This is a genomic window from Butyrivibrio proteoclasticus (assembly GCF_900115735.1).
Taxonomy (GTDB): domain Bacteria; phylum Bacillota; class Clostridia; order Lachnospirales; family Lachnospiraceae; genus Butyrivibrio; species Butyrivibrio proteoclasticus_B.
Genome location: NZ_FOXO01000037.1, coordinates 1 through 16,274 on the forward strand (window position 1 = coordinate 1; position 16,274 = coordinate 16,274).

The window sequence follows — 16,274 nt, forward strand, 5'->3', positions numbered from 1 at the left end:
AATCAACTTCTCTATGGCAGCGAAAATTTGCCATAAATTTCTTAAAATGGCTAAATCTTTGCCGATACCTGATGTAATAGCATGGATAGAACGTAATCTAAGAGTAGATAAAACAGATGAGCGGCATTTTATCCGTAATCTACGAGGTATAGGTGCCTGTAGTTTCTTGTATAGAGTAGCTTAGTTCCTCAACCTGATATGTAGTAGCAGGCAGATCTTGCATCTGTCTGTTTGCTATGCAGAAAACGCTTAACCAAAGGCTCTAAAATGGTATAATAATGTCAATTGTTATAATCAAACAGAAACGGAACAGTTAGCTAAATGGCATTGATCAGTTCTAGGCCAGGTTAGGATGCTTATCGATTCTGTATATATTAAGTTCTCTCTTATTAAATTTGTAAATATAAGTAAGAACTCATATACATTTATGAAACGAGAAAACTTCTTAGATCTTATCATACCAGAAACCGGATTATATGATGACTGTCTAAAAAAAGTGGTAAATATGACAGTTCCAGAATCAAGAGAAGAGGTTCAGAATGCCTTTAATAGAAAAAGTCTTCTTGAAGCTTATAATCGTGGTGAAAGAAAAGTGATGCGTATTGTTAATCAAATAGATGATGATGGTCAATTACATAAGGTTGCCATTGAAGACTTCTTTATAGATAATAGGGGAAGTGATGATATTTTTATAGTATCATTTTTTCAGACGCTTGATTTTCCAGAGGGCACATACGTATAAGCTTATACGTAGCATGTCACTTATACTGTATCTGCCCTTTTTCTTTTCAGATAGATACCTTTTTTCTCAATTAATGTCTTACTTTCCATCAGGGAAACTTGTAAATGCATTTCTCTCCACAGTCGGAAGTCCGTACTTTTCCTTTGCATCTGCAAAAGCCCTGATCATAAAGGACATGTTCCTGGCCAGATTCCTCATTGTCTGAAGTCCCTCAAGGTCTTTTTTTACATCTTCTGCTGTGAAACCATGAACCTGGTTCCAGTAAGTACTGGAAGCCACCGGCATTCCGCTTATTGTAAAGTACTTATTTAGCACATCAAAAGTAGCCGTATTACCGCCTCTTCTGCAGCTCACAACAGCAGCGCCTACCTTCATCTGCTTTGAGAAAGATGTACTGTAAAAGAGCCTGTCCATAAATGAAAGGATTGTTCCATTAGGGGAGCCGTAATAAACAGGACTTCCCACAACAAGGCCATCTGCCTCCTCAAACTTATCTGCAACTTCATTTACAAGATCATTAAAAACACACTTGCCGTTCTTCTCACAGTACCCACAGGAAACACATCCTCTAATGTCCTTGTTTCCAACCTGGATGACCTCAGTCTCAATCCCTTCTTCTTTGAAAACTTTTATCATCTCGTCAAGTGCAGTAGCCGTGCAGCCATCTGCCTTCGGACTACCATTAAGTAATAATACCTTTGCCATTTGAAATCTCCTCTTACACAGGATTCTCATCTATTAATTATCATATATCCTAAAATCAGCTTCAACTCAAGTTCTTTTGTAGCATAACCCTTTTTTATTTCCTTATGAAATCTTTATCCTTATCCAGCATACTGTTGTCAGAGACATAGCCTTTTCTTCCTTTTAAGAAATATCAGGCAACCAAAGCACAAAATTATCTGCACTACCGTAGAGCAAGGTGTTGCAAGTCCTATATGAAACAATGTAACCGGTTCCCATTTCCTCATAAGGATTACTACCGGAATCCTTACAAGGAAAGCTCCAATAATCCCTTGCGCCATAACAAAGGTTGTTACTCCAATACCGTTGTAAAAACCAATAAAGCAGAAAAGGAAGCATGTAAACAGGCAGTCAATAGCATATGACTTAAGGTACTCTGCGCCTGCCAGTACAACATCAGTATCTTTTGCAAATATTCCTGTAAGAAGATCTCCTCTAAAGAACGCAAGAACAAACATAGCAAAGCCGAAAACAAAAGAGACTGCTATGGTTGACCTAAGTGCCTTCAGTGCTCTATCCATCTTGCCAGCACCAGCATTCTGTGCCACAAAAGCAGATATTGACTGCATAAATGCTGAAGGAACCAACATGATAAATCCGCATACCTTTTCCGCAACTCCAACGCCGGCTGATGCCGTAACACCCAGAGTATTTACAATAGCCTGTACTACCAGGAACGAAAGACCTACAAGAAAGTCCTGAAGGGCTATAGGAGATCCAAGTCTAAGAACTTTCCCGATAATCTCACTGTCAAACCTGATCATCTTAAAATTGAACTCAAAGGCAAACTTCTGCGTTGAAATAAAGATAAGGGAAGCTACTACACTAACAACCTGTGCTGATACTGTGGCTATTGCAGCACCTCTCGCCCCAAGTCCAAGTACTGCTATGAGCAAAAGATCTCCCACAATATTTACTACGCAGGCAATACCTACAGTAATAAGTGGCGTCTTTGAATCTCCCATGCTCCTGAATATCGCACCAATAAGGTTATATGAAACAATGGCGATCATTCCTGCACCACAGATACGTATATAGCATACAGTCTGACTAAAAGCCGCCTCCGGAGCCTGCATCACAGATGCAATCTGAGGAGATAGCACTGGGATCAAAATCGACATGCATAATCCGATAGCCATGAAAAGAGCTATGCTCGCTCCTATGATCTGTCCCCCAAGTTTCAGCTTCCCCATACCAATCTGCTGTCCAAAATAGATAGTCGTTCCCATCGCAAGTGATGCTACAAGATTTCCTATTGTCAACATTATCTGGGAACCTGTTGAAACCGCTGACACCTCTTCCGGAACAGAAAACTTGCCCACAACCATCAAGTCTACAGCGCCATACATCGCCTGTAAGAACAATGCGAACATTACTGGCAGCGCAAACCTCATAAGTGGTCCTATGATTTTTCCTTCTGTAAAATTCTTTTCATTAGTCATTAAAACCTAAGCCGTCCTATAAATAATTCATAACAGTCTGTTTACATGCATATTTTCAGTTATAGTACTTTCCACTATGCTGCCTTACTTCAAAGCCCTCTTTTTTCAGATCTGAATCCAGATAATCATAGCTTTCCGGATATATCTTCAAAAGATGCAGTGGCTGAGGAATCTTCTGCATCGCTTATTTAAGCTTGTCCGACTCTTACAAGTCTTCTATAGAACTCTACAGCGTCCTTCAGATCATTTTCATCAGGATGCCCCTTGCTAGTTCCTCCAACGAGTTTGAACGGACCGAATGTGTTGTATCCATGACAGGTAAACTTGCCCACCACCTCAGCATTTTTGCCCTTTATAGGCTCTGCCATTGACTTTGAAAAGTCCTTATTCATTGCACTGGTCATTATAAAAAAGATCTTCTTATTCTGAGGAAGATTAACCTGGGCAAAGTTCTTTATCTGCTGATGGAACTGTGCCGCATATATGCCGGAAGCAAATCCAATCAGATCGTAGCCAGACAGGTCTTTCTCATGAACCTGAGTAGCATCAACCAGCTCCACATCAAACTCTTTTGCAATAGCATCAACAACCTTCTTTGTATTGCCATGGTGTGTCGAAGCATAGATTATCACTGCATTACTCATAAACTCTCTCCCACAATATTATTTCGCAATTTGCTTTCTTTATTATAAACAAAAAAGAGCCCTATTGTCTTTTAAAAGCTCATTGACCATTCCTTCGGCATACTCTGCTTCTGTGAGCTGCGGAGAAATATACACTTTCCAATGGGTGAACATTTCATTTAATGACTTTATCCATTCTGAAATGCCTGCCTCACCGATATTTATTTCCTGCCCGCCACCGCTTCAAATATGATTTCTTGCTTTATAGCAATTTTTCTACTATTTTCATGACATTCCCCATTTCCTGAATATCACTGATCACTTCCCCAGTCTCTAAAGAATGATTCCCTTTTTCTACTATTACCAGTTCAAGTCCAAGCTCTTCGCAGCGTGCCTTGGCAATATCTGTTCTACACCAGGGATCCGCATTGCCATGGAACACTGTTCCGCTTTCAGCTCTCAAAAAATCAAATGTCTGAGGAACCGGAGTAAATACAAGCTGCGTAGCACCGATGTTATAATTTTTATCATAATAAGCAGCAAGGGCGGTGCCTATACTCTTCCCTACAAAAAGAATCTTCTCACATTTATCAAATTCAACTCCATCAAGCTGCTCTTCTACCTGCTTTAATGCTATCTCAAAGGCCGCTTTCATGCCTTCTTTATCATTTAGAATTTCTTTTGACTTTACCGGCAGCTCATATGTAACATCAAGCACGTCATAGCCTGCTGCCTTGGCCAGCTTCTTAGTGTAATACAAAAGAGGTTTATCCCCGTTATATCCCATGCCAGGGAATATTACTGCAAGTTTCTCACTACACATCTTCCAATCCTTCTAAAAATATGGCTCCCTTTCAAAGCATGCATCGCATTATCAATCCGTTTTACTCGCCGATAAAAACGCTTCACTTACGGCTACATAAATAAGATATGTGATCAGTGTTCCAAAGCATACATCAGATAAAAAATGATTAGTCATATGAATGCGGTTATAGCCATAGATCAACACATAAAGACAGGCGATAATAAAACAGATAACATTCTTTCTTTCACTCCTTTTTCTCATTACATTCGCAAGCATCGGAAGCGAAAACATCATACTGGCTATTGTCATGTTACCACTGGGCCAGGATTTAAAATTATCATCACCACCGGCGAGGTTTGGAACCATTTGCCACCAATTACGGAACTGGCTTATTGGATCATCTAATGTGATCAGGTATTTATAACGAGGTCTTGAAGCAACCTGCTTGAGCCACGAGTTCACATTATCTGCCGTTATACCTGCAATAAGTATTGCCGCTCCAACGGCAATGAGCCTGTCAGGATTTCTGTCATCCAATAGACGTATCATTACAAATGGTATCCAGGAATACAGCACAACCCAGAACATCCAACTTGCAACTGACAGTATCGGAGAGGATTGCCCGGCAGAATACCCAAACAACTGGCGCACGCTTTTGCCGTTATAACTGTTAGAATAATACACAGCCATAAACAAACTCAGCACCAGCAAAGTATATGCCAGTATGCGGTAGCAGTCTCCCTTCTTCCTGAGACCCACGAATAAGCATGATCCGGCTGCAGGATACAGGCAATATGAAAAGTATGATCCATAAGTGGCAAAGAAGGCACCAATATCTGTCTTATTGGCAAGCGCCTCATTGATACCAAAGTCAAAAAATGATCCAACAATTATACCCAAAAAACAAGCAGCTATGACACCCCAAAAGCATACAGCGGGAACCGCCATGATTTTTTTCTTATTCATTTTCCCATCCACCTCCGTCAGTTACGTGAATTTTCACAGGTGCACTTTTACAAACATCACGCAATTCCATAAGTCACCGCCTTCTCCATTTAAGCTTGTAGTACAACAAAGCAAGCCCAAGACACAATACTGCGATAATCGCAAACCAGGTAACTATCACAACTGCAGACTGTTCATAAACCTTTAAAAAGAAATATGGTCCATCCAATATCCTTGCAGCGTTCAGTCCCAACGCTATAATGCCATATAAAAGACTTGCCACAGCCGGCCAGACGATTATCTTAAGAGGCATTTTATCAGTCTTTTCGAACTGTCTCCGGATCATCAAGCGGCTGGAAATACTGATACCTCAGATTCCCTTCTTCGGCTCTGATAGCATCAACTATTCCTGACTTTTCCATCTCATCAGCAAAAGCTCTGGCAGCGCCGTTTTGTCCCTTATAGTAAAGATTTACTGTAATCATTGATCTTTCTTAGCCTCCAAAATACATAATCCACCACCTTGAATTGGTAAGCTCATTCTCTCATCTAAAAAGTCCATATCATAAATCTCGTCACAATCTTTTCTCATATAAAAAGGGTCAACGGCTTCATATATGCCTGGGATTATAGGTTCTTATAAAACTCAATTGCCCCCTGAAGCTCTTTCTCCGTAGGATGCCCCTTTTGAAGGCCTCCAAAGCAGTTATATCCATTATACCCCAAACAGTGCCATTTTTTTAATCACATAATTTAACATCATTTGTCTTTTACCCTTAGCAAAAGAACTGCATCTGCTGATTCAATTTTAAAGAAATGTTCGGAGGTTAGTTATGGACAGACGCCAGAAAAAAACAAGGAAAGCTATATTTACAGCTTTTACAGAGCTTCTCAAAGAAGAGTCCTACTCTAAAATAACGGTTCAGCAGATCATTGATAATGCTGATATTGGCAGAACGACCTTCTACAGTCATTTTGAAACCAAAGATGATCTTCTCAATCATATGGTTTGTGACTTTGCAGAAACAGTAAAATGGTGGACAAAAAATCAGTCCTACAGCCCTGAAGAAATATGCAGTTTTTTCTATGAAACAATACCTTCATAAATCGATTCATTCTTTGATAACAGCCAGGGCTTATCCTTCATCTGATCGTAATCAGTAAGGGAAGCTACATCGATCTGAGGCTGATTGATAAAGCCATCTGCCAGACCCGAAATATTCAATCCCTATCCCATGCTAATAGTTATTGTAACATCGCCATTTGAAAGCAACTCAGTCATGCCAGCCTCATCCTTATCAGATATGTGACCTAACTGTGTGTATGACCAGCTATTAGACCCATAGAACACAACTATTTGATTCCCTGAATAAAGAACTATATCCCCTGATGATGTTGTCATCTGTTTGTCATTTCTTGGAAGACTCTGACCTATAGATCCCACCTGCTCAAATCCGCCATACATTGACATCTGAATTATGACATCGCCTTTTTCAACCATATTTCGCAGCGCGTCTACTGCCTGATTATTCTCCCAATCTACATTTACTTTAATATCACCAATTTTCATTATCATAGTTTTTTCTCCAATACCCGTATCATCAGAAGAAGCGTCACTCTCAACAGCTTGATTATCAGTTTCTTCTGTGTGATATGTTTTTACGTCTTCTGATAAAACGATTTCCTCTGTACTTTCTGCTTCTATATCTTCTGATTCAGAAATGGCAGCGCTCGAATCATAGTTTTCATATGATGTCTTAGTATCACCTGAGCATGCGCTGGTACAAAGCATCATGAACACACAGAGTGTCATCATAATCAATTTCGTTTTCATCGCAAACTTCCTTTATTTTAAAGCCTTTCCAAACTCGAAAGCTTCGTTTAACTCTTCTGTTTTCCCAGATGCCTCACCCATATCACCTATGCCACCGCAGAATAAGGAGCCTGAAAACCGAGCCTTTCCAAAACAGTCAACCCATCCCTGAAGTCCACTTTCAGCCTTTTTAGGAACAAACTCTTCATCCTCAGCAGCGACAGAGAGCATATATACATTTCTAAATCTATAATCTGAAGGATATAGAGGATTGAGCCTATCCAAAAGAGTCTTCATCTGCCCGCTCATCTCGTAATAATAAATAGGTGTTGTAAAAACGAGAGTTTCTGCATTCTTTACTTTTTCTGCAATAGTGACAGCATCATCCTTAATGACACATTTTTGTGTATTTTGACAGGCCAGACATCCGATACAGAATCCGATATTTTTCCCTTTTAGGCTTATATGCTCCACATCATGACCTGACGCTTTTGCTCCCTCTATAAGCTTTTCAGTAAGTATATCTGAATTGCTATTTGTACGAAGGCTTGTTGAAATAACTAACACTTTACTCATATCATCCCATCCTTTATCAGTATTTCAGATTCTCCTTAAAGAAGCTCTCCAGCTTGTCAAAAGGAATATAATCCTTATCTCCGCCATCATAAAGGTCAGTGTGCACAGCATCAGGGATTATCATAAGTTCCTTGTTATCTGCATACTTGCTGTCTTTGATCATATCTGCATAAGCATCCTTAGAAAAATAGCAAGAGTGCGCCTTTTCTCCATGAACAAGTAAAACAGCGCTCCTTATCTCATTAGAGTACTTAAGGATTGGCTGATTAACAAAAGACTCACAGCCAATAACATTCCATCCACCGTTGGAATTAAGGCTTCTCTTGTGATAACCTCTGTCAGTCTTGTAGTAGTCATAATAGTCTTTTACAAAGAAAGGTGCATCCTCCGGAAGTGGATCTACTACTCCGCCGCCAAGCTTATATTCACCAGCCTTAAGGTCCTCCAGTCTCTGCGCACACATAGCTGCCTTATGCTGATATCTTGCTTCTTCACTGTCCTCTGAATCAAAATATCCCTTGGCATTTACCCTTGTCATGTCATACATTGTCATAGCTACCGTAGCTTTAATTCTTGTATCAAGAGCTGCTGTGTTTACAGCCATTCCTCCCCAGCCACAGATACCGATGATTCCGATCCTGTCAGGATCTACCATTTCATTTAGTGATAGAAAATCAACTGCCGCCATGAAATCTTCTGTGTTGATATCCGGAGATGCCATGTATCTTACATTTCCACCAGACTCTCCTGTAAAAGAGGGATCAAATGCTATTGTCAGAAATCCTCTCTCTGCCATTGTCTGAGCATAGAGACCTGAACACTGCTCCTTTACTGCACCAAAAGGTCCACATACGGCAATAGCCGGAAGCTTACCTTCTGGATTTTGGGGAACATACATATCTGCTGCAAGTGTGATTCCATATCTGTTTACAAATGTGACTTTGCTGTGGTCTACCTTATCACTTTTCTTAAAGGTCTTATCCCACTCTGTTACAAGGTTTAGTTCTTCTTTTCTGATCATTTTACATTCCTCCTGAATCATTTCTCTTTCTGAATCTGTCTTATCAAAAAATCCATGTTATCAACTTTTTTCTGACTGTCATGTAGCTTATCCATCAGATGACACCGGCATTTCCTAAGATCTCGAAGAAGTGTATCTGTATCTCCTTCTTCATACATCTTTTTCATAAAACTTATTTCTTTCTCATCACAGCCCATGTCAGTAAGGCTTTCAAGAATCTTTTTGGTATCCATCTTTTTTGCTCCTTCTGATTTCATAGTAAATCCTTGACCAGGTTTTCGCTAATGAATAAAATAAATATCATGATATTCGTTTTTGGAATAACACTTTAATCGTCAACTTTATGGAGGTTTTCATGGAAATAAAAAATCTCAGATACTTTCTTGCAGTTGCAAGGGAAGAAAATATGTCAAAGGCTGCTGAGCAGCTCCATGTATCACAGCCTACTCTTTCAAAGACATTAAAAGCATTAGAGGAAGAACTTGGAAAAAAACTGTTTGTAAGGCACAGTTTCAGCATTTCGCTTACGGACGAAGGGATGCTTCTACGTGACCGTGCCCAGGATCTTGTTGCTATGTCAGATAAGATAGAACAGGAATTTAATTCCCTTGATGATATAACAGGTGGGGATATTTATTTTGGACTGGCTGAGAGCTATCAGATCAGGTACCTTGCGAGAGAGATCTATAAGTTAAAAGAAAAATACCCCAATTTCACTTATCACATAACCAGCGGAGATACCGAACAGGTTACTGAAAAGCTTGATAAGGGCATTTTAGACTTTGCTGTACTATGTGAAACACCTGACAGCAATAAATATGAATATGTTAAATTTCCGGAAGCTGATGTATGGGGAGCAATCATATCTTCATCACATCCCCTTGCAAAGAAAAAATCCATACGAGTATCTGACCTTGTAGAACAGCCTCTGTTTGTCTCAGAGCAGAGCTGGAACAATGAAATCAAAGTATGGGCCAAAGACAGATTTAATGAGCTTAAGCTTGAAGGTTCTTTCAGACTGTCCTATAACGGTTCCGTATTCGCAAGGGAAAACCTTGGAATACTACTTACATTTAAGGATCTGATAAATACCGAAGGAACTGACATGGTTTTCAGACCACTTTCGCCAGAACTGAAATCAGAGCTACATCTGATATGGAATAAGTATCAGACCTTTACACCTATTGCTGAAAAGTTTCTGGAGCAAATAAAAAAGGCTTTCAAGTAATTTGTATGAATGTCATAGCTTTATAAAGCTATGATGCAGCTGTGCGCTCATCTGATGACCATGTTCCATCCCATTGTGCATAAGTATATGCAAAAGAGCAGGCTTAAACAGGGCGACTTTCTATGCCAATTACCTGGATGTTTATGATCTTGCAGACAAGGTGCTTGTAATGCTTCAGGAAGAAATAGCGCAGATTATCAGTTCAGAGTATCAGGGCAGAAACTAAAGGAGTTTTATGAAAAAAATATTGCAGAGGCTTTTTATTCCTAAGCCATCCACCGCTATACTTATTTCCATCCCACTGTATGTATTTGTCGGAGCTGTGCTTGCAAAAGAAATCACAGGACCGGTGGCATATCTGGCATACTTTCTTTCCAGCTTCTTGTTCTAAACTTATTTCTCTGCTTCATAACAGTGATGGCATCAAGACTTGAAGGCACAATTGATTATCCAGGTCTTCTGATATTTGAGATGGCCTTTTATTCTTTTTATGCAACAATCGCAACAGCTGTAAATGCTATAAAATATCGAGGTCATACTCATCCAATGTTTACCGCAGCCAGGATTTCCAGCTTCACGGCAGCTCTTGTCTCCATGCTTTCTCTTGAGATTGCAATGACAGCCCGTTTTGGTGCAGAAGATATCAGTTTCAGGAAGCAGATGACCGCACTTACAGGCTTAGGAGTATGCTCTATCGTATTGATAATGGCAGTCTCTATGATCATAAAGTCAAGCACCTGGTTTAAACAAAGCCACAACTGAACTGCCTACGCTTCTGTACCCCAACTCATCATTCATTCAAATATCCTTTCTGCTCATCTCGGTTTCACAGACTATTAGCGTCATTCAAAATACTGTATTTTTTCAACGACTTTAACCGGACTGTTTACGAGCTCTGCAAAGCTCTTTCCATCTGACTTTTTACCTACTATGCCGCCATAGTGGATTGGTATGGCTACTTCCGGTCTGATTGTGTTTATTAGGTCTGCAGCTCTTTTGACATCCATAGTATATGTACCGCCTACAGGAACGAGGGCTATATCACATTTTACCTGCTTTGCTTCCTTGGTAAGTCCGGTATCGCCTGCAATATAGACTCTCTTCCCTTCAATCCTGAGAATATATCCGACCCACCCTGCCCTTCTAGGATGGAAAGGCTTCACCGTGTTATATGCCGGAATAGTTTCAAGTTCAAGACCTGCTATCTCCTTATATATTCCCGGTGTTACTGTCACTATACTCTTGACTTCAGAAGCCAGTTCCCCTGCTTCATCTTCCATAGCAGCTGGAACAACCAGCATAGAATCCTGCTTTATAACCTTACGTATATCTTCTACTGAAAAGTGGTCATAATGATCATGTGTGATCAGGACATAATCCGCATCATGTGGTTCTTCTTTCATATGGAAAGGATCCAGATATATGGTTGCAAACTTATTCTTTATCCTGATGCTACTCTGTGTAAAAACTTCGATATTATCCAGCATTCTTACTGCTCCTCGTATAAAAACTTATATATTCTTGAACATAAAGTTCAAGAATATATCAACCATGCCAAATTGAATCGACTACGTCGATGAGGCATGGTTGACCCTTGTATCACCTTCTCACGAAACCCGCAGCAAGTGCGGTTTTCTGTAATTTCATTTAATAAGTCATAACAAAATGATACCATATTTTTACTCGCGAAAAAACAGCTACAGATTTATCCGTAGCTGCAATAAGTTCATTCGTTATTATTCTATATTTGCCTCTTTCTATCCTTGCCTTTAGCATCCTTTTCCGTCTATACCACATGCTGCTCCCTCGTTTCCGGGATGAACACCCCCTATTCCCTGCTCGGTAAAAAAGCTTTCCCAATCCAAAATAAGCTTTCCATCGTCAGTCTTATTTTATCAGACAAATACCAGGCAGTCATAATCCTATATGAGAATTATGACTGCCCGGTTCCCCTCTTTTTTTATTATCTTATCAAGCCGCAGACACTTCTTTAGACTCCTGAGATTTTTCTACTACTTTACCATTGTATACTTCGTGATCAAGAAGTCCCTCTGTTTCGGCTGTAAGCACTGTTGCTGTTGCAGCTCCTACTACATTAGTTGCAGTTCTTGCCATATCTACGATTGATGATATAGGTGAGAAAAGAACTATCAGCTCAACCGGAAGACCTGCTGCAGTGAAAAGAGCTGTTGCTGTAATTGTTGCTGTTCCTGGAACTCCTACTGTTCCGATTGAAACGAGAAGGGTAAGCGCAATGAGAAGTACGTACTGTCCTGCGGAGTAGCTGATTCCCTGCTGATTGATTGTAAATACTGCAAGAAGTACCGGCCAGATTCCTGCGCATCCTGGCATTCCAAGGTTTGCTCCAAGTCCTGCTGTGAATGCTGCCACATCTCCATCAACTCCAATATCCTCTTTTAACTTGCTTACTGTGACAGGAAGTGTACCAACGCTGCTCTGGGATGTAAATGCAACGATTCCTGCAGGTGCGATCTTCTTAAGGAATGTGACAGGATTAAGCTTTCCGATTGCAGCTATAAGTACGCTCTCTACCCCAAAGAGCTGTATTGCTGCAAGTACATATGCAACCACAAGTACAGAAAGAAGTGGTAAAAGATCCTGTAGCTTACTTCTGCCAACTGCTCTGGCGATAAGTGCTGTAACTGCGTAAGGTGTGAAAGAAACGATGAAGCTTACTGCTCTGCCGAGTACTGTATTTGCCGCGTCTACAAAAGCCTTGAAAGGCTTAACGGATTCATCCTTTCTTACAACCTTGTTGTATGCAAGTGCAACAATCAGGCCAAACACGAGGATAGGAACAACAGTATTACTGCCCCATTCATTTATGAGATTCTTTGGGAAAAGACCTACGATAGCATCTACCGCTGTAGGAACCTCTTTTGCCTCAGTAGCTTCTACTGTATACTGAAATCCTTTTCCAAGTCCCAGTGAAAGAGCTGCTATAAGAGTTATAACTGCTGCTGTAAATGTGTTCAGGAGCAAAAAAAGAACTGACTTAAGACCAACCTTATGTAGTTTAACCTGATCTCCCAGGTTTGTGATGCTTGATATTACGCTAAACAAAAGAAGTGGAACCACAAATGCCTGAAGTGCATTTACATATACTGTTCCAAATGCTGCAACGTACTTGTAATTCTCTTTGAATATGAGACCGATGATTACACCAAAGGCTGTTGCAATAAGTGTCCTTATTCCAAAGTCCACATGTTTTCTTTTTAGGAAGTACAATACTCCGAATAGTGCAAGTGCTGTTATAAGTGCTCCAATTTCTAATACATTGATTTCCATGATGATCCTCCTCCAATTTACATGAAACATAGATAAAGAAATATGCCCGGTGACAAATGAGTCTCCCGGGCATATGGCATACGTCCTATTTCTATTTACGCTTGATGGCATGAACATCGATGAGACAACATGCCAGCCATATATGATGCCCGGTTATTTGTCATCACACAACACATGTATTCAGATTTGTGATTTCTGAAGTTAAGCATTTCTCACGCCATCCTTTCTTTTTCGTTTCCTGTTGAAATAAATGATAATGGAGTTTGATCATCTTGACTAATACGTGATGGTTATTGCCTGCGATAAGCTCAGACTATAGCATCTTCCTCTCCCTTCACACAGGCATTTCCATAAACTCATCTATAGCTCTAAGTACAGGCTCTGCATACTTTTCGCCACTAAAAAGCCACTGCTCATGCTGCATGTCAAATTCCCTGATATCAGGATTTCGAAAATACTTTTTGTAGCGCTTTAAGTACTTTTCACCCATTTTATTTGCATATATGAAATGAGGAATTGTGTGCTCCACATAAATGTCATCCTTAAGATGAGTCAAAAGATCTGTATAGTATTCATTTTTTTATGGACACCGGAGAAAAATCACCCAAATCCAATCATCATAAATAAAATCATAACAGCTCCATAATCAAAAAAGAAAGGTTCTTCAGGTGTGCGCTCTCTCATATCTACTCTTAATTCTTCCATCATTATTACCTTCCAATCTTCTATTTCAAAGCTGCGCTGAGGCTGTTAGGGATTCCCCTCGTCCTCGCACAGCATATATTCCATACTCAGATTTCAGCCTGTCAAAAGTGAACTTGTCAGGCTTATATCTCTTTTGCAGTTTTATTTTCATAAGGGCTGTGATCTTAAGATTCTTATCCTCATATTCATAGGGAATATCTACCTCTGTAACCTTACACTTATAGAGAATTGCAGATACAGGTGCTCCTACATACATAAACACTGTATCACCCTTTATAATTCCAGCACCCTGCTTCCAGTCTATTTCATCAGCATTATCAAAGGCATGTTCTATGTCATAGTATTTTGGATTCGCTGGCACTATCCATTTTTTTGGCTGTCGAAACTTATCCTTTTTCTTCTTGGATGCAGTATCTAAAAAGCTTGCATCAATCATATTGCAGATTTCATCAAGACTCACTGTACCATCGAGCAGTATTGTCATCCAGCTGCCCTTGTTCATGTGATAACCAGGCAGGAACCCTTCTTGTTGTAAGAGGAGGTCACGGAGCATAAGGTCATCTATTTTTATATCAATGATGTCAACGCGCTCAGCACCAGGAAATCCGAGCTTATCTGCGTCTACATCCATGATTATGGCAAACCATTTTCTGTTATCCTCATGCCTGAAAACTGCATAGTCTGGGTATCTTTTCCAAAGGTATTCCGGAGACACCTTATATTTCTTCTTTATATATTTCAATACTTCATCTCTTACAGATGCCATAAACACCCCTGTTTAGTATATTTTTTCAATCTTTTCTTCAATCCCATACGTGCTCATAAACTTGTTAAGATCATCATGGCTTCTTATGAGCATAACTTCTTCAAACGCTCCTGTATGAATATCCTGAAAGCCTGCAACCTGCTCACCATTGCATATGGAAGCCTTGATAACAGGGCGCTGGCTCTCTTTGTCATAGTTTTTCTTTATAGTCTTTTTCTTAAAAAGCATGACTTCCCTTCTATACCCAAACTCAATACCTGACTTCAAAAGAGCGCTCATCAGGTATTATTTCCAATACCTTTTTATTTATCCCCGATATGTCGATAAATCTACCTTTACTGATGGTTGCTACAAAACTGTCTATTGCTTCATCATCTCCCTGGACTTCACAGGTGACTGAACCATCATATTCATTCTTCACATACCCTGTGAGCCTGTACATATTCGCTGCATGCATGGCAGTATATCTGAACCCCACGCCCTGCACAATTCCATAAAAACTTAGCCTGTATCTTTTTTCCATGCCCATGCTCCGGTGTATCAGAAATTGCTTCCATTCCATCCCCAATCTTCTGATCCAAAATAGCGGATATACATATTTAATTTCTTATCAACATATGTTCTGAGTTTCTTTAATCTGCTCACGATTCTTCATCCTCCGTTCCAAGGCCATAGTACAGCATTTCATTGTACCTGGCGTTTGCTTCCTCTGCAGCTTTCTTGCTATGCCAGCTGTCGATATCGCTGCAGATTGCCAGCATCTCATCAACCACCAGCTCAGCGGTTCTTGGTTTCACGTTATAAAGATAAGCCAGCATCCTGTCCATAGCCTTTGGGCTTCCAAGCTGTTTTGCTATCTGCTCACCAAGCTCTTTTGGAAAACCGAGCTTTGCTACAGCAGATACCAGTTCATCACGTTTCCTGGACCATTCTATCTGATTCTCTGTCATCTTTTGTACCCGCAATCTGCCTTCTCAGGCCCATCTACTCCGGATTCATAGTGGGCCCTAAATTCCATATTTATCTCACGGATTTCCTTCTTACCATCAATATAGTCCTGGTACATATCAGCAAGCCCTGACATGCAGCCGTCGCATGAGCCGCTGATATTTCCTATCGAATCTGCCACAATCTGCTCACGTTCTTCACGTGTTGTATCTTTTATAAGAATTGATTCCATACTAAAATGCCCTCATCTCCTTTATATTCTTACTCCCACTTTTTCCATACATCAGGCTGATATCCAAGCGTAGACTGCTTACCATTCCTTACTACCGGTGTCTTTATTATCTGCTGATTCTCAAGAAGTTTTTCCAGCTTGTCCTCATCTGCAATATATTGGAGAAGCGCTACAGCATCTTTATCCTTTGCATCAGGATCTATCATGTTCATGATTCCGCCATTTGAACTTGCTACTGAAGTGAGTTCTCCTTTACTCATTCCTTTTTCTTTCATATCAATAAACTGATACTTTATGCCACGCTCTTTAAAGAAACGTTCTGCTTTCTTTGTATCATTGCACTTCTTGGTGCCAAAAATCTGTATATTCATCTTC

Annotated in this window: 29 protein-coding genes; 7 read left to right on the forward strand and 22 right to left on the reverse strand. The window is 40.1% G+C overall.

Annotation, left to right across the window (positions count from 1 at the left end; genetic code table 11):
• Together BM146_RS19880 and BM146_RS19245 are read left to right on the forward strand one after the other, a co-directional pair.
• The coding region (locus tag BM146_RS19880; protein ID WP_207649939.1) for a hypothetical protein at positions 1 to 184 on the forward strand (184 nt) is incomplete at its 5' end.
• A 321-nt stretch (positions 185 to 505) separates the two neighbouring features.
• Complete coding sequence (locus BM146_RS19245; RefSeq protein WP_143087520.1) at positions 506 to 742, forward strand: hypothetical protein; 237 nt, start codon at positions 506 to 508, stop codon at positions 740 to 742.
• A 78-nt stretch (positions 743 to 820) separates the two neighbouring features.
• Here BM146_RS19245 and BM146_RS16440 read toward each other — a convergent pair whose 3' ends face one another.
• The 8 genes from BM146_RS16440 to BM146_RS16470 form a co-directional block, all read right to left on the reverse strand.
• Entirely contained in the window at positions 821 to 1,447 is a 627-nt protein-coding gene (locus BM146_RS16440) for a flavodoxin family protein (RefSeq protein WP_074891433.1), read from the reverse strand.
• A gap of 137 nt (positions 1,448 to 1,584) precedes the next feature.
• Complete coding sequence (locus BM146_RS16445; protein ID WP_074891434.1) at positions 1,585 to 2,928, reverse strand: MATE family efflux transporter; 1,344 nt, start codon at positions 2,926 to 2,928, stop codon at positions 1,585 to 1,587.
• A gap of 55 nt (positions 2,929 to 2,983) precedes the next feature.
• Positions 2,984 to 3,109, reverse strand: coding sequence for a hypothetical protein (locus BM146_RS20205; protein ID WP_278308524.1), 126 nt, complete (start codon positions 3,107 to 3,109; stop codon positions 2,984 to 2,986).
• 7 nt (positions 3,110 to 3,116) lie between these two features.
• The gene (locus BM146_RS16450; protein ID WP_074891437.1) at positions 3,117 to 3,572 is read right to left on the reverse strand and encodes a flavodoxin family protein; all 456 of its coding nucleotides are present in this window, start codon (positions 3,570 to 3,572) and stop codon (positions 3,117 to 3,119) included.
• Positions 3,573 to 3,813: 241 nt separating this feature from the next.
• Positions 3,814 to 4,374, reverse strand: coding sequence for a hypothetical protein (locus tag BM146_RS16455; protein WP_074891440.1), 561 nt, complete (start codon positions 4,372 to 4,374; stop codon positions 3,814 to 3,816).
• Positions 4,375 to 4,425: 51 nt separating this feature from the next.
• On the reverse strand, positions 4,426 to 5,322 hold the full coding sequence (locus BM146_RS16460; RefSeq protein ID WP_074891444.1) for a phosphatase PAP2 family protein: 897 nt from the start codon (positions 5,320 to 5,322) through the stop codon (positions 4,426 to 4,428).
• 73 nt (positions 5,323 to 5,395) lie between these two features.
• The gene (locus BM146_RS16465) at positions 5,396 to 5,614 is read right to left on the reverse strand and encodes a hypothetical protein (protein ID WP_074891447.1); all 219 of its coding nucleotides are present in this window, start codon (positions 5,612 to 5,614) and stop codon (positions 5,396 to 5,398) included.
• Positions 5,615 to 5,618: 4 nt separating this feature from the next.
• The gene (locus BM146_RS16470; protein ID WP_083413616.1) at positions 5,619 to 5,786 is read right to left on the reverse strand and encodes an antibiotic biosynthesis monooxygenase; all 168 of its coding nucleotides are present in this window, start codon (positions 5,784 to 5,786) and stop codon (positions 5,619 to 5,621) included.
• A gap of 348 nt (positions 5,787 to 6,134) precedes the next feature.
• On the opposite strand from BM146_RS16470, the gene BM146_RS20210 reads away from it, so the two are divergent.
• The gene (locus BM146_RS20210) at positions 6,135 to 6,407 is read left to right on the forward strand and encodes a TetR/AcrR family transcriptional regulator (protein ID WP_083413617.1); all 273 of its coding nucleotides are present in this window, start codon (positions 6,135 to 6,137) and stop codon (positions 6,405 to 6,407) included.
• On the opposite strand, the gene BM146_RS19635 is transcribed toward BM146_RS20210, so the two are convergent.
• The 5 genes from BM146_RS19635 to BM146_RS16495 are packed head-to-tail and all read right to left on the reverse strand — an operon-like array spanning position 6,386 to position 8,944.
• Positions 6,386 to 6,526, reverse strand: coding sequence for a hypothetical protein (locus BM146_RS19635; RefSeq protein ID WP_177201714.1), 141 nt, complete (start codon positions 6,524 to 6,526; stop codon positions 6,386 to 6,388). The two genes, BM146_RS20210 and BM146_RS19635, sit on opposite strands and share 22 nt — an antisense overlap.
• A 3-nt stretch (positions 6,527 to 6,529) precedes the next feature.
• On the reverse strand, positions 6,530 to 7,135 hold the full coding sequence (locus BM146_RS20080) for a cyclophilin-like fold protein (protein ID WP_074891450.1): 606 nt from the start codon (positions 7,133 to 7,135) through the stop codon (positions 6,530 to 6,532).
• Positions 7,136 to 7,147: 12 nt separating this feature from the next.
• Complete coding sequence (locus tag BM146_RS16485) at positions 7,148 to 7,690, reverse strand: flavodoxin family protein (RefSeq protein WP_074891452.1); 543 nt, start codon at positions 7,688 to 7,690, stop codon at positions 7,148 to 7,150.
• Positions 7,691 to 7,706: 16 nt separating this feature from the next.
• A complete protein-coding gene (locus tag BM146_RS16490) occupies positions 7,707 to 8,711 on the reverse strand; it encodes an alpha/beta hydrolase (protein WP_074891454.1) in 1,005 nt (334 codons plus the stop codon).
• Between the two features lie 17 nt (positions 8,712 to 8,728).
• Positions 8,729 to 8,944 (reverse strand): hypothetical protein, encoded by a 216-nt coding sequence (locus BM146_RS16495; RefSeq protein WP_074891457.1) that lies wholly within the window; start codon positions 8,942 to 8,944, stop codon positions 8,729 to 8,731.
• Between the two features lie 122 nt (positions 8,945 to 9,066).
• Here BM146_RS16495 and BM146_RS16500 point away from each other — a divergent pair, with 122 nt between their 5' ends.
• The 4 genes from BM146_RS16500 to BM146_RS16505 all read left to right on the forward strand — a co-directional run bounded on the left by BM146_RS16500 (position 9,067) and on the right by BM146_RS16505 (position 10,701).
• On the forward strand, positions 9,067 to 9,939 hold the full coding sequence (locus tag BM146_RS16500) for a LysR family transcriptional regulator (RefSeq protein ID WP_074891460.1): 873 nt from the start codon (positions 9,067 to 9,069) through the stop codon (positions 9,937 to 9,939).
• 73 nt (positions 9,940 to 10,012) lie between these two features.
• Positions 10,013 to 10,165 carry a hypothetical protein gene (locus BM146_RS19645; protein WP_177201715.1) on the forward strand — a complete coding sequence of 51 codons (153 nt, stop codon included), beginning with the start codon at positions 10,013 to 10,015 and terminating at the stop codon, positions 10,163 to 10,165.
• Positions 10,166 to 10,174: 9 nt separating this feature from the next.
• Positions 10,175 to 10,330 carry a hypothetical protein gene (locus tag BM146_RS19650; RefSeq protein WP_177201716.1) on the forward strand — a complete coding sequence of 52 codons (156 nt, stop codon included), beginning with the start codon at positions 10,175 to 10,177 and terminating at the stop codon, positions 10,328 to 10,330.
• Between the two features lie 26 nt (positions 10,331 to 10,356).
• Positions 10,357 to 10,701 carry a hypothetical protein gene (locus tag BM146_RS16505; protein ID WP_074891463.1) on the forward strand — a complete coding sequence of 115 codons (345 nt, stop codon included), beginning with the start codon at positions 10,357 to 10,359 and terminating at the stop codon, positions 10,699 to 10,701.
• 80 nt (positions 10,702 to 10,781) lie between these two features.
• Here the strand turns inward: BM146_RS16505 and BM146_RS16510 are convergent, their stop codons facing one another.
• The 9 genes from BM146_RS16510 to BM146_RS16555 all read right to left on the reverse strand — a co-directional run bounded on the left by BM146_RS16510 (position 10,782) and on the right by BM146_RS16555 (position 16,270).
• Complete coding sequence (locus BM146_RS16510; RefSeq protein ID WP_074891466.1) at positions 10,782 to 11,426, reverse strand: MBL fold metallo-hydrolase; 645 nt, start codon at positions 11,424 to 11,426, stop codon at positions 10,782 to 10,784.
• A 484-nt stretch (positions 11,427 to 11,910) separates the two neighbouring features.
• Positions 11,911 to 13,248, reverse strand: a complete 1,338-nt coding sequence (locus tag BM146_RS16520) for a dicarboxylate/amino acid:cation symporter (RefSeq protein ID WP_074891469.1) — start codon at positions 13,246 to 13,248, stop codon at positions 11,911 to 11,913.
• 334 nt (positions 13,249 to 13,582) lie between these two features.
• Positions 13,583 to 13,777: a hypothetical protein gene (locus tag BM146_RS16525; protein WP_242949425.1), complete on the reverse strand. Its 195-nt coding sequence runs from the start codon at positions 13,775 to 13,777 to the stop codon at positions 13,583 to 13,585.
• 201 nt (positions 13,778 to 13,978) lie between these two features.
• Positions 13,979 to 14,719, reverse strand: a complete 741-nt coding sequence (locus BM146_RS16530) for an MmcQ/YjbR family DNA-binding protein (protein WP_242949426.1) — start codon at positions 14,717 to 14,719, stop codon at positions 13,979 to 13,981.
• Between the two features lie 12 nt (positions 14,720 to 14,731).
• A complete protein-coding gene (locus tag BM146_RS16535; RefSeq protein ID WP_177201717.1) occupies positions 14,732 to 14,947 on the reverse strand; it encodes an aspartate dehydrogenase in 216 nt (71 codons plus the stop codon).
• Between the two features lie 22 nt (positions 14,948 to 14,969).
• Positions 14,970 to 15,242: an acylphosphatase gene (locus BM146_RS16540; protein ID WP_083413618.1), complete on the reverse strand. Its 273-nt coding sequence runs from the start codon at positions 15,240 to 15,242 to the stop codon at positions 14,970 to 14,972.
• Positions 15,243 to 15,360: 118 nt separating this feature from the next.
• The gene (locus BM146_RS16545) at positions 15,361 to 15,669 is read right to left on the reverse strand and encodes a hypothetical protein (RefSeq protein WP_074891476.1); all 309 of its coding nucleotides are present in this window, start codon (positions 15,667 to 15,669) and stop codon (positions 15,361 to 15,363) included.
• Positions 15,666 to 15,899 carry a purine biosynthesis protein PurH gene (locus BM146_RS16550; protein ID WP_074891478.1) on the reverse strand — a complete coding sequence of 78 codons (234 nt, stop codon included), beginning with the start codon at positions 15,897 to 15,899 and terminating at the stop codon, positions 15,666 to 15,668. The genes BM146_RS16545 and BM146_RS16550 overlap by 4 nt, the downstream gene beginning before the upstream one ends.
• A 29-nt stretch (positions 15,900 to 15,928) precedes the next feature.
• Complete coding sequence (locus BM146_RS16555; protein ID WP_074891481.1) at positions 15,929 to 16,270, reverse strand: arsenate reductase family protein; 342 nt, start codon at positions 16,268 to 16,270, stop codon at positions 15,929 to 15,931.
• Positions 16,271 to 16,274 lie beyond the last annotated feature (4 nt).

Bases quoted from the DNA above. Each gene is read 5' to 3' on its own strand.
- BM146_RS19245 (WP_143087520.1), top strand. From the start codon at position 506: ATGACAGTTCCAGAATCAAGAGAAGAGGTTCAGAATGCCTTTAATAGA.
- BM146_RS16440 (WP_074891433.1), bottom strand. From the start codon at position 1,447: ATGGCAAAGGTATTATTACTTAATGGTAGTCCGAAGGCAGATGGCTGC.
- BM146_RS16445 (WP_074891434.1), bottom strand. From the start codon at position 2,928: ATGACTAATGAAAAGAATTTTACAGAAGGAAAAATCATAGGACCACTT.
- BM146_RS20205 (WP_278308524.1), bottom strand. From the start codon at position 3,109: ATGCAGAAGATTCCTCAGCCACTGCATCTTTTGAAGATATATCCGGAA.
- BM146_RS16450 (WP_074891437.1), bottom strand. From the start codon at position 3,572: ATGAGTAATGCAGTGATAATCTATGCTTCGACACACCATGGCAATACA.
- BM146_RS16455 (WP_074891440.1), bottom strand. From the start codon at position 4,374: ATGTGTAGTGAGAAACTTGCAGTAATATTCCCTGGCATGGGATATAAC.
- BM146_RS16460 (WP_074891444.1), bottom strand. From the start codon at position 5,322: ATGAATAAGAAAAAAATCATGGCGGTTCCCGCTGTATGCTTTTGGGGT.
- BM146_RS16465 (WP_074891447.1), bottom strand. From the start codon at position 5,614: ATGCCTCTTAAGATAATCGTCTGGCCGGCTGTGGCAAGTCTTTTATAT.
- BM146_RS16470 (WP_083413616.1), bottom strand. From the start codon at position 5,786: ATGATTACAGTAAATCTTTACTATAAGGGACAAAACGGCGCTGCCAGA.
- BM146_RS20210 (WP_083413617.1), top strand. From the start codon at position 6,135: ATGGACAGACGCCAGAAAAAAACAAGGAAAGCTATATTTACAGCTTTT.
- BM146_RS20080 (WP_074891450.1), bottom strand. From the start codon at position 7,135: ATGAAAACGAAATTGATTATGATGACACTCTGTGTGTTCATGATGCTT.
- BM146_RS16485 (WP_074891452.1), bottom strand. From the start codon at position 7,690: ATGAGTAAAGTGTTAGTTATTTCAACAAGCCTTCGTACAAATAGCAAT.
- BM146_RS16490 (WP_074891454.1), bottom strand. From the start codon at position 8,711: ATGATCAGAAAAGAAGAACTAAACCTTGTAACAGAGTGGGATAAGACC.
- BM146_RS16495 (WP_074891457.1), bottom strand. From the start codon at position 8,944: ATGGATACCAAAAAGATTCTTGAAAGCCTTACTGACATGGGCTGTGAT.
- BM146_RS16500 (WP_074891460.1), top strand. From the start codon at position 9,067: ATGGAAATAAAAAATCTCAGATACTTTCTTGCAGTTGCAAGGGAAGAA.
- BM146_RS19650 (WP_177201716.1), top strand. From the start codon at position 10,175: ATGAAAAAAATATTGCAGAGGCTTTTTATTCCTAAGCCATCCACCGCT.
- BM146_RS16505 (WP_074891463.1), top strand. From the start codon at position 10,357: ATGGCATCAAGACTTGAAGGCACAATTGATTATCCAGGTCTTCTGATA.
- BM146_RS16510 (WP_074891466.1), bottom strand. From the start codon at position 11,426: ATGCTGGATAATATCGAAGTTTTTACACAGAGTAGCATCAGGATAAAG.
- BM146_RS16520 (WP_074891469.1), bottom strand. From the start codon at position 13,248: ATGGAAATCAATGTATTAGAAATTGGAGCACTTATAACAGCACTTGCA.
- BM146_RS16530 (WP_242949426.1), bottom strand. From the start codon at position 14,719: ATGGCATCTGTAAGAGATGAAGTATTGAAATATATAAAGAAGAAATAT.
- BM146_RS16535 (WP_177201717.1), bottom strand. From the start codon at position 14,947: ATGCTTTTTAAGAAAAAGACTATAAAGAAAAACTATGACAAAGAGAGC.
- BM146_RS16540 (WP_083413618.1), bottom strand. From the start codon at position 15,242: ATGGAAAAAAGATACAGGCTAAGTTTTTATGGAATTGTGCAGGGCGTG.
- BM146_RS16545 (WP_074891476.1), bottom strand. From the start codon at position 15,669: ATGACAGAGAATCAGATAGAATGGTCCAGGAAACGTGATGAACTGGTA.
- BM146_RS16550 (WP_074891478.1), bottom strand. From the start codon at position 15,899: ATGGAATCAATTCTTATAAAAGATACAACACGTGAAGAACGTGAGCAG.
- BM146_RS16555 (WP_074891481.1), bottom strand. From the start codon at position 16,270: ATGAATATACAGATTTTTGGCACCAAGAAGTGCAATGATACAAAGAAA.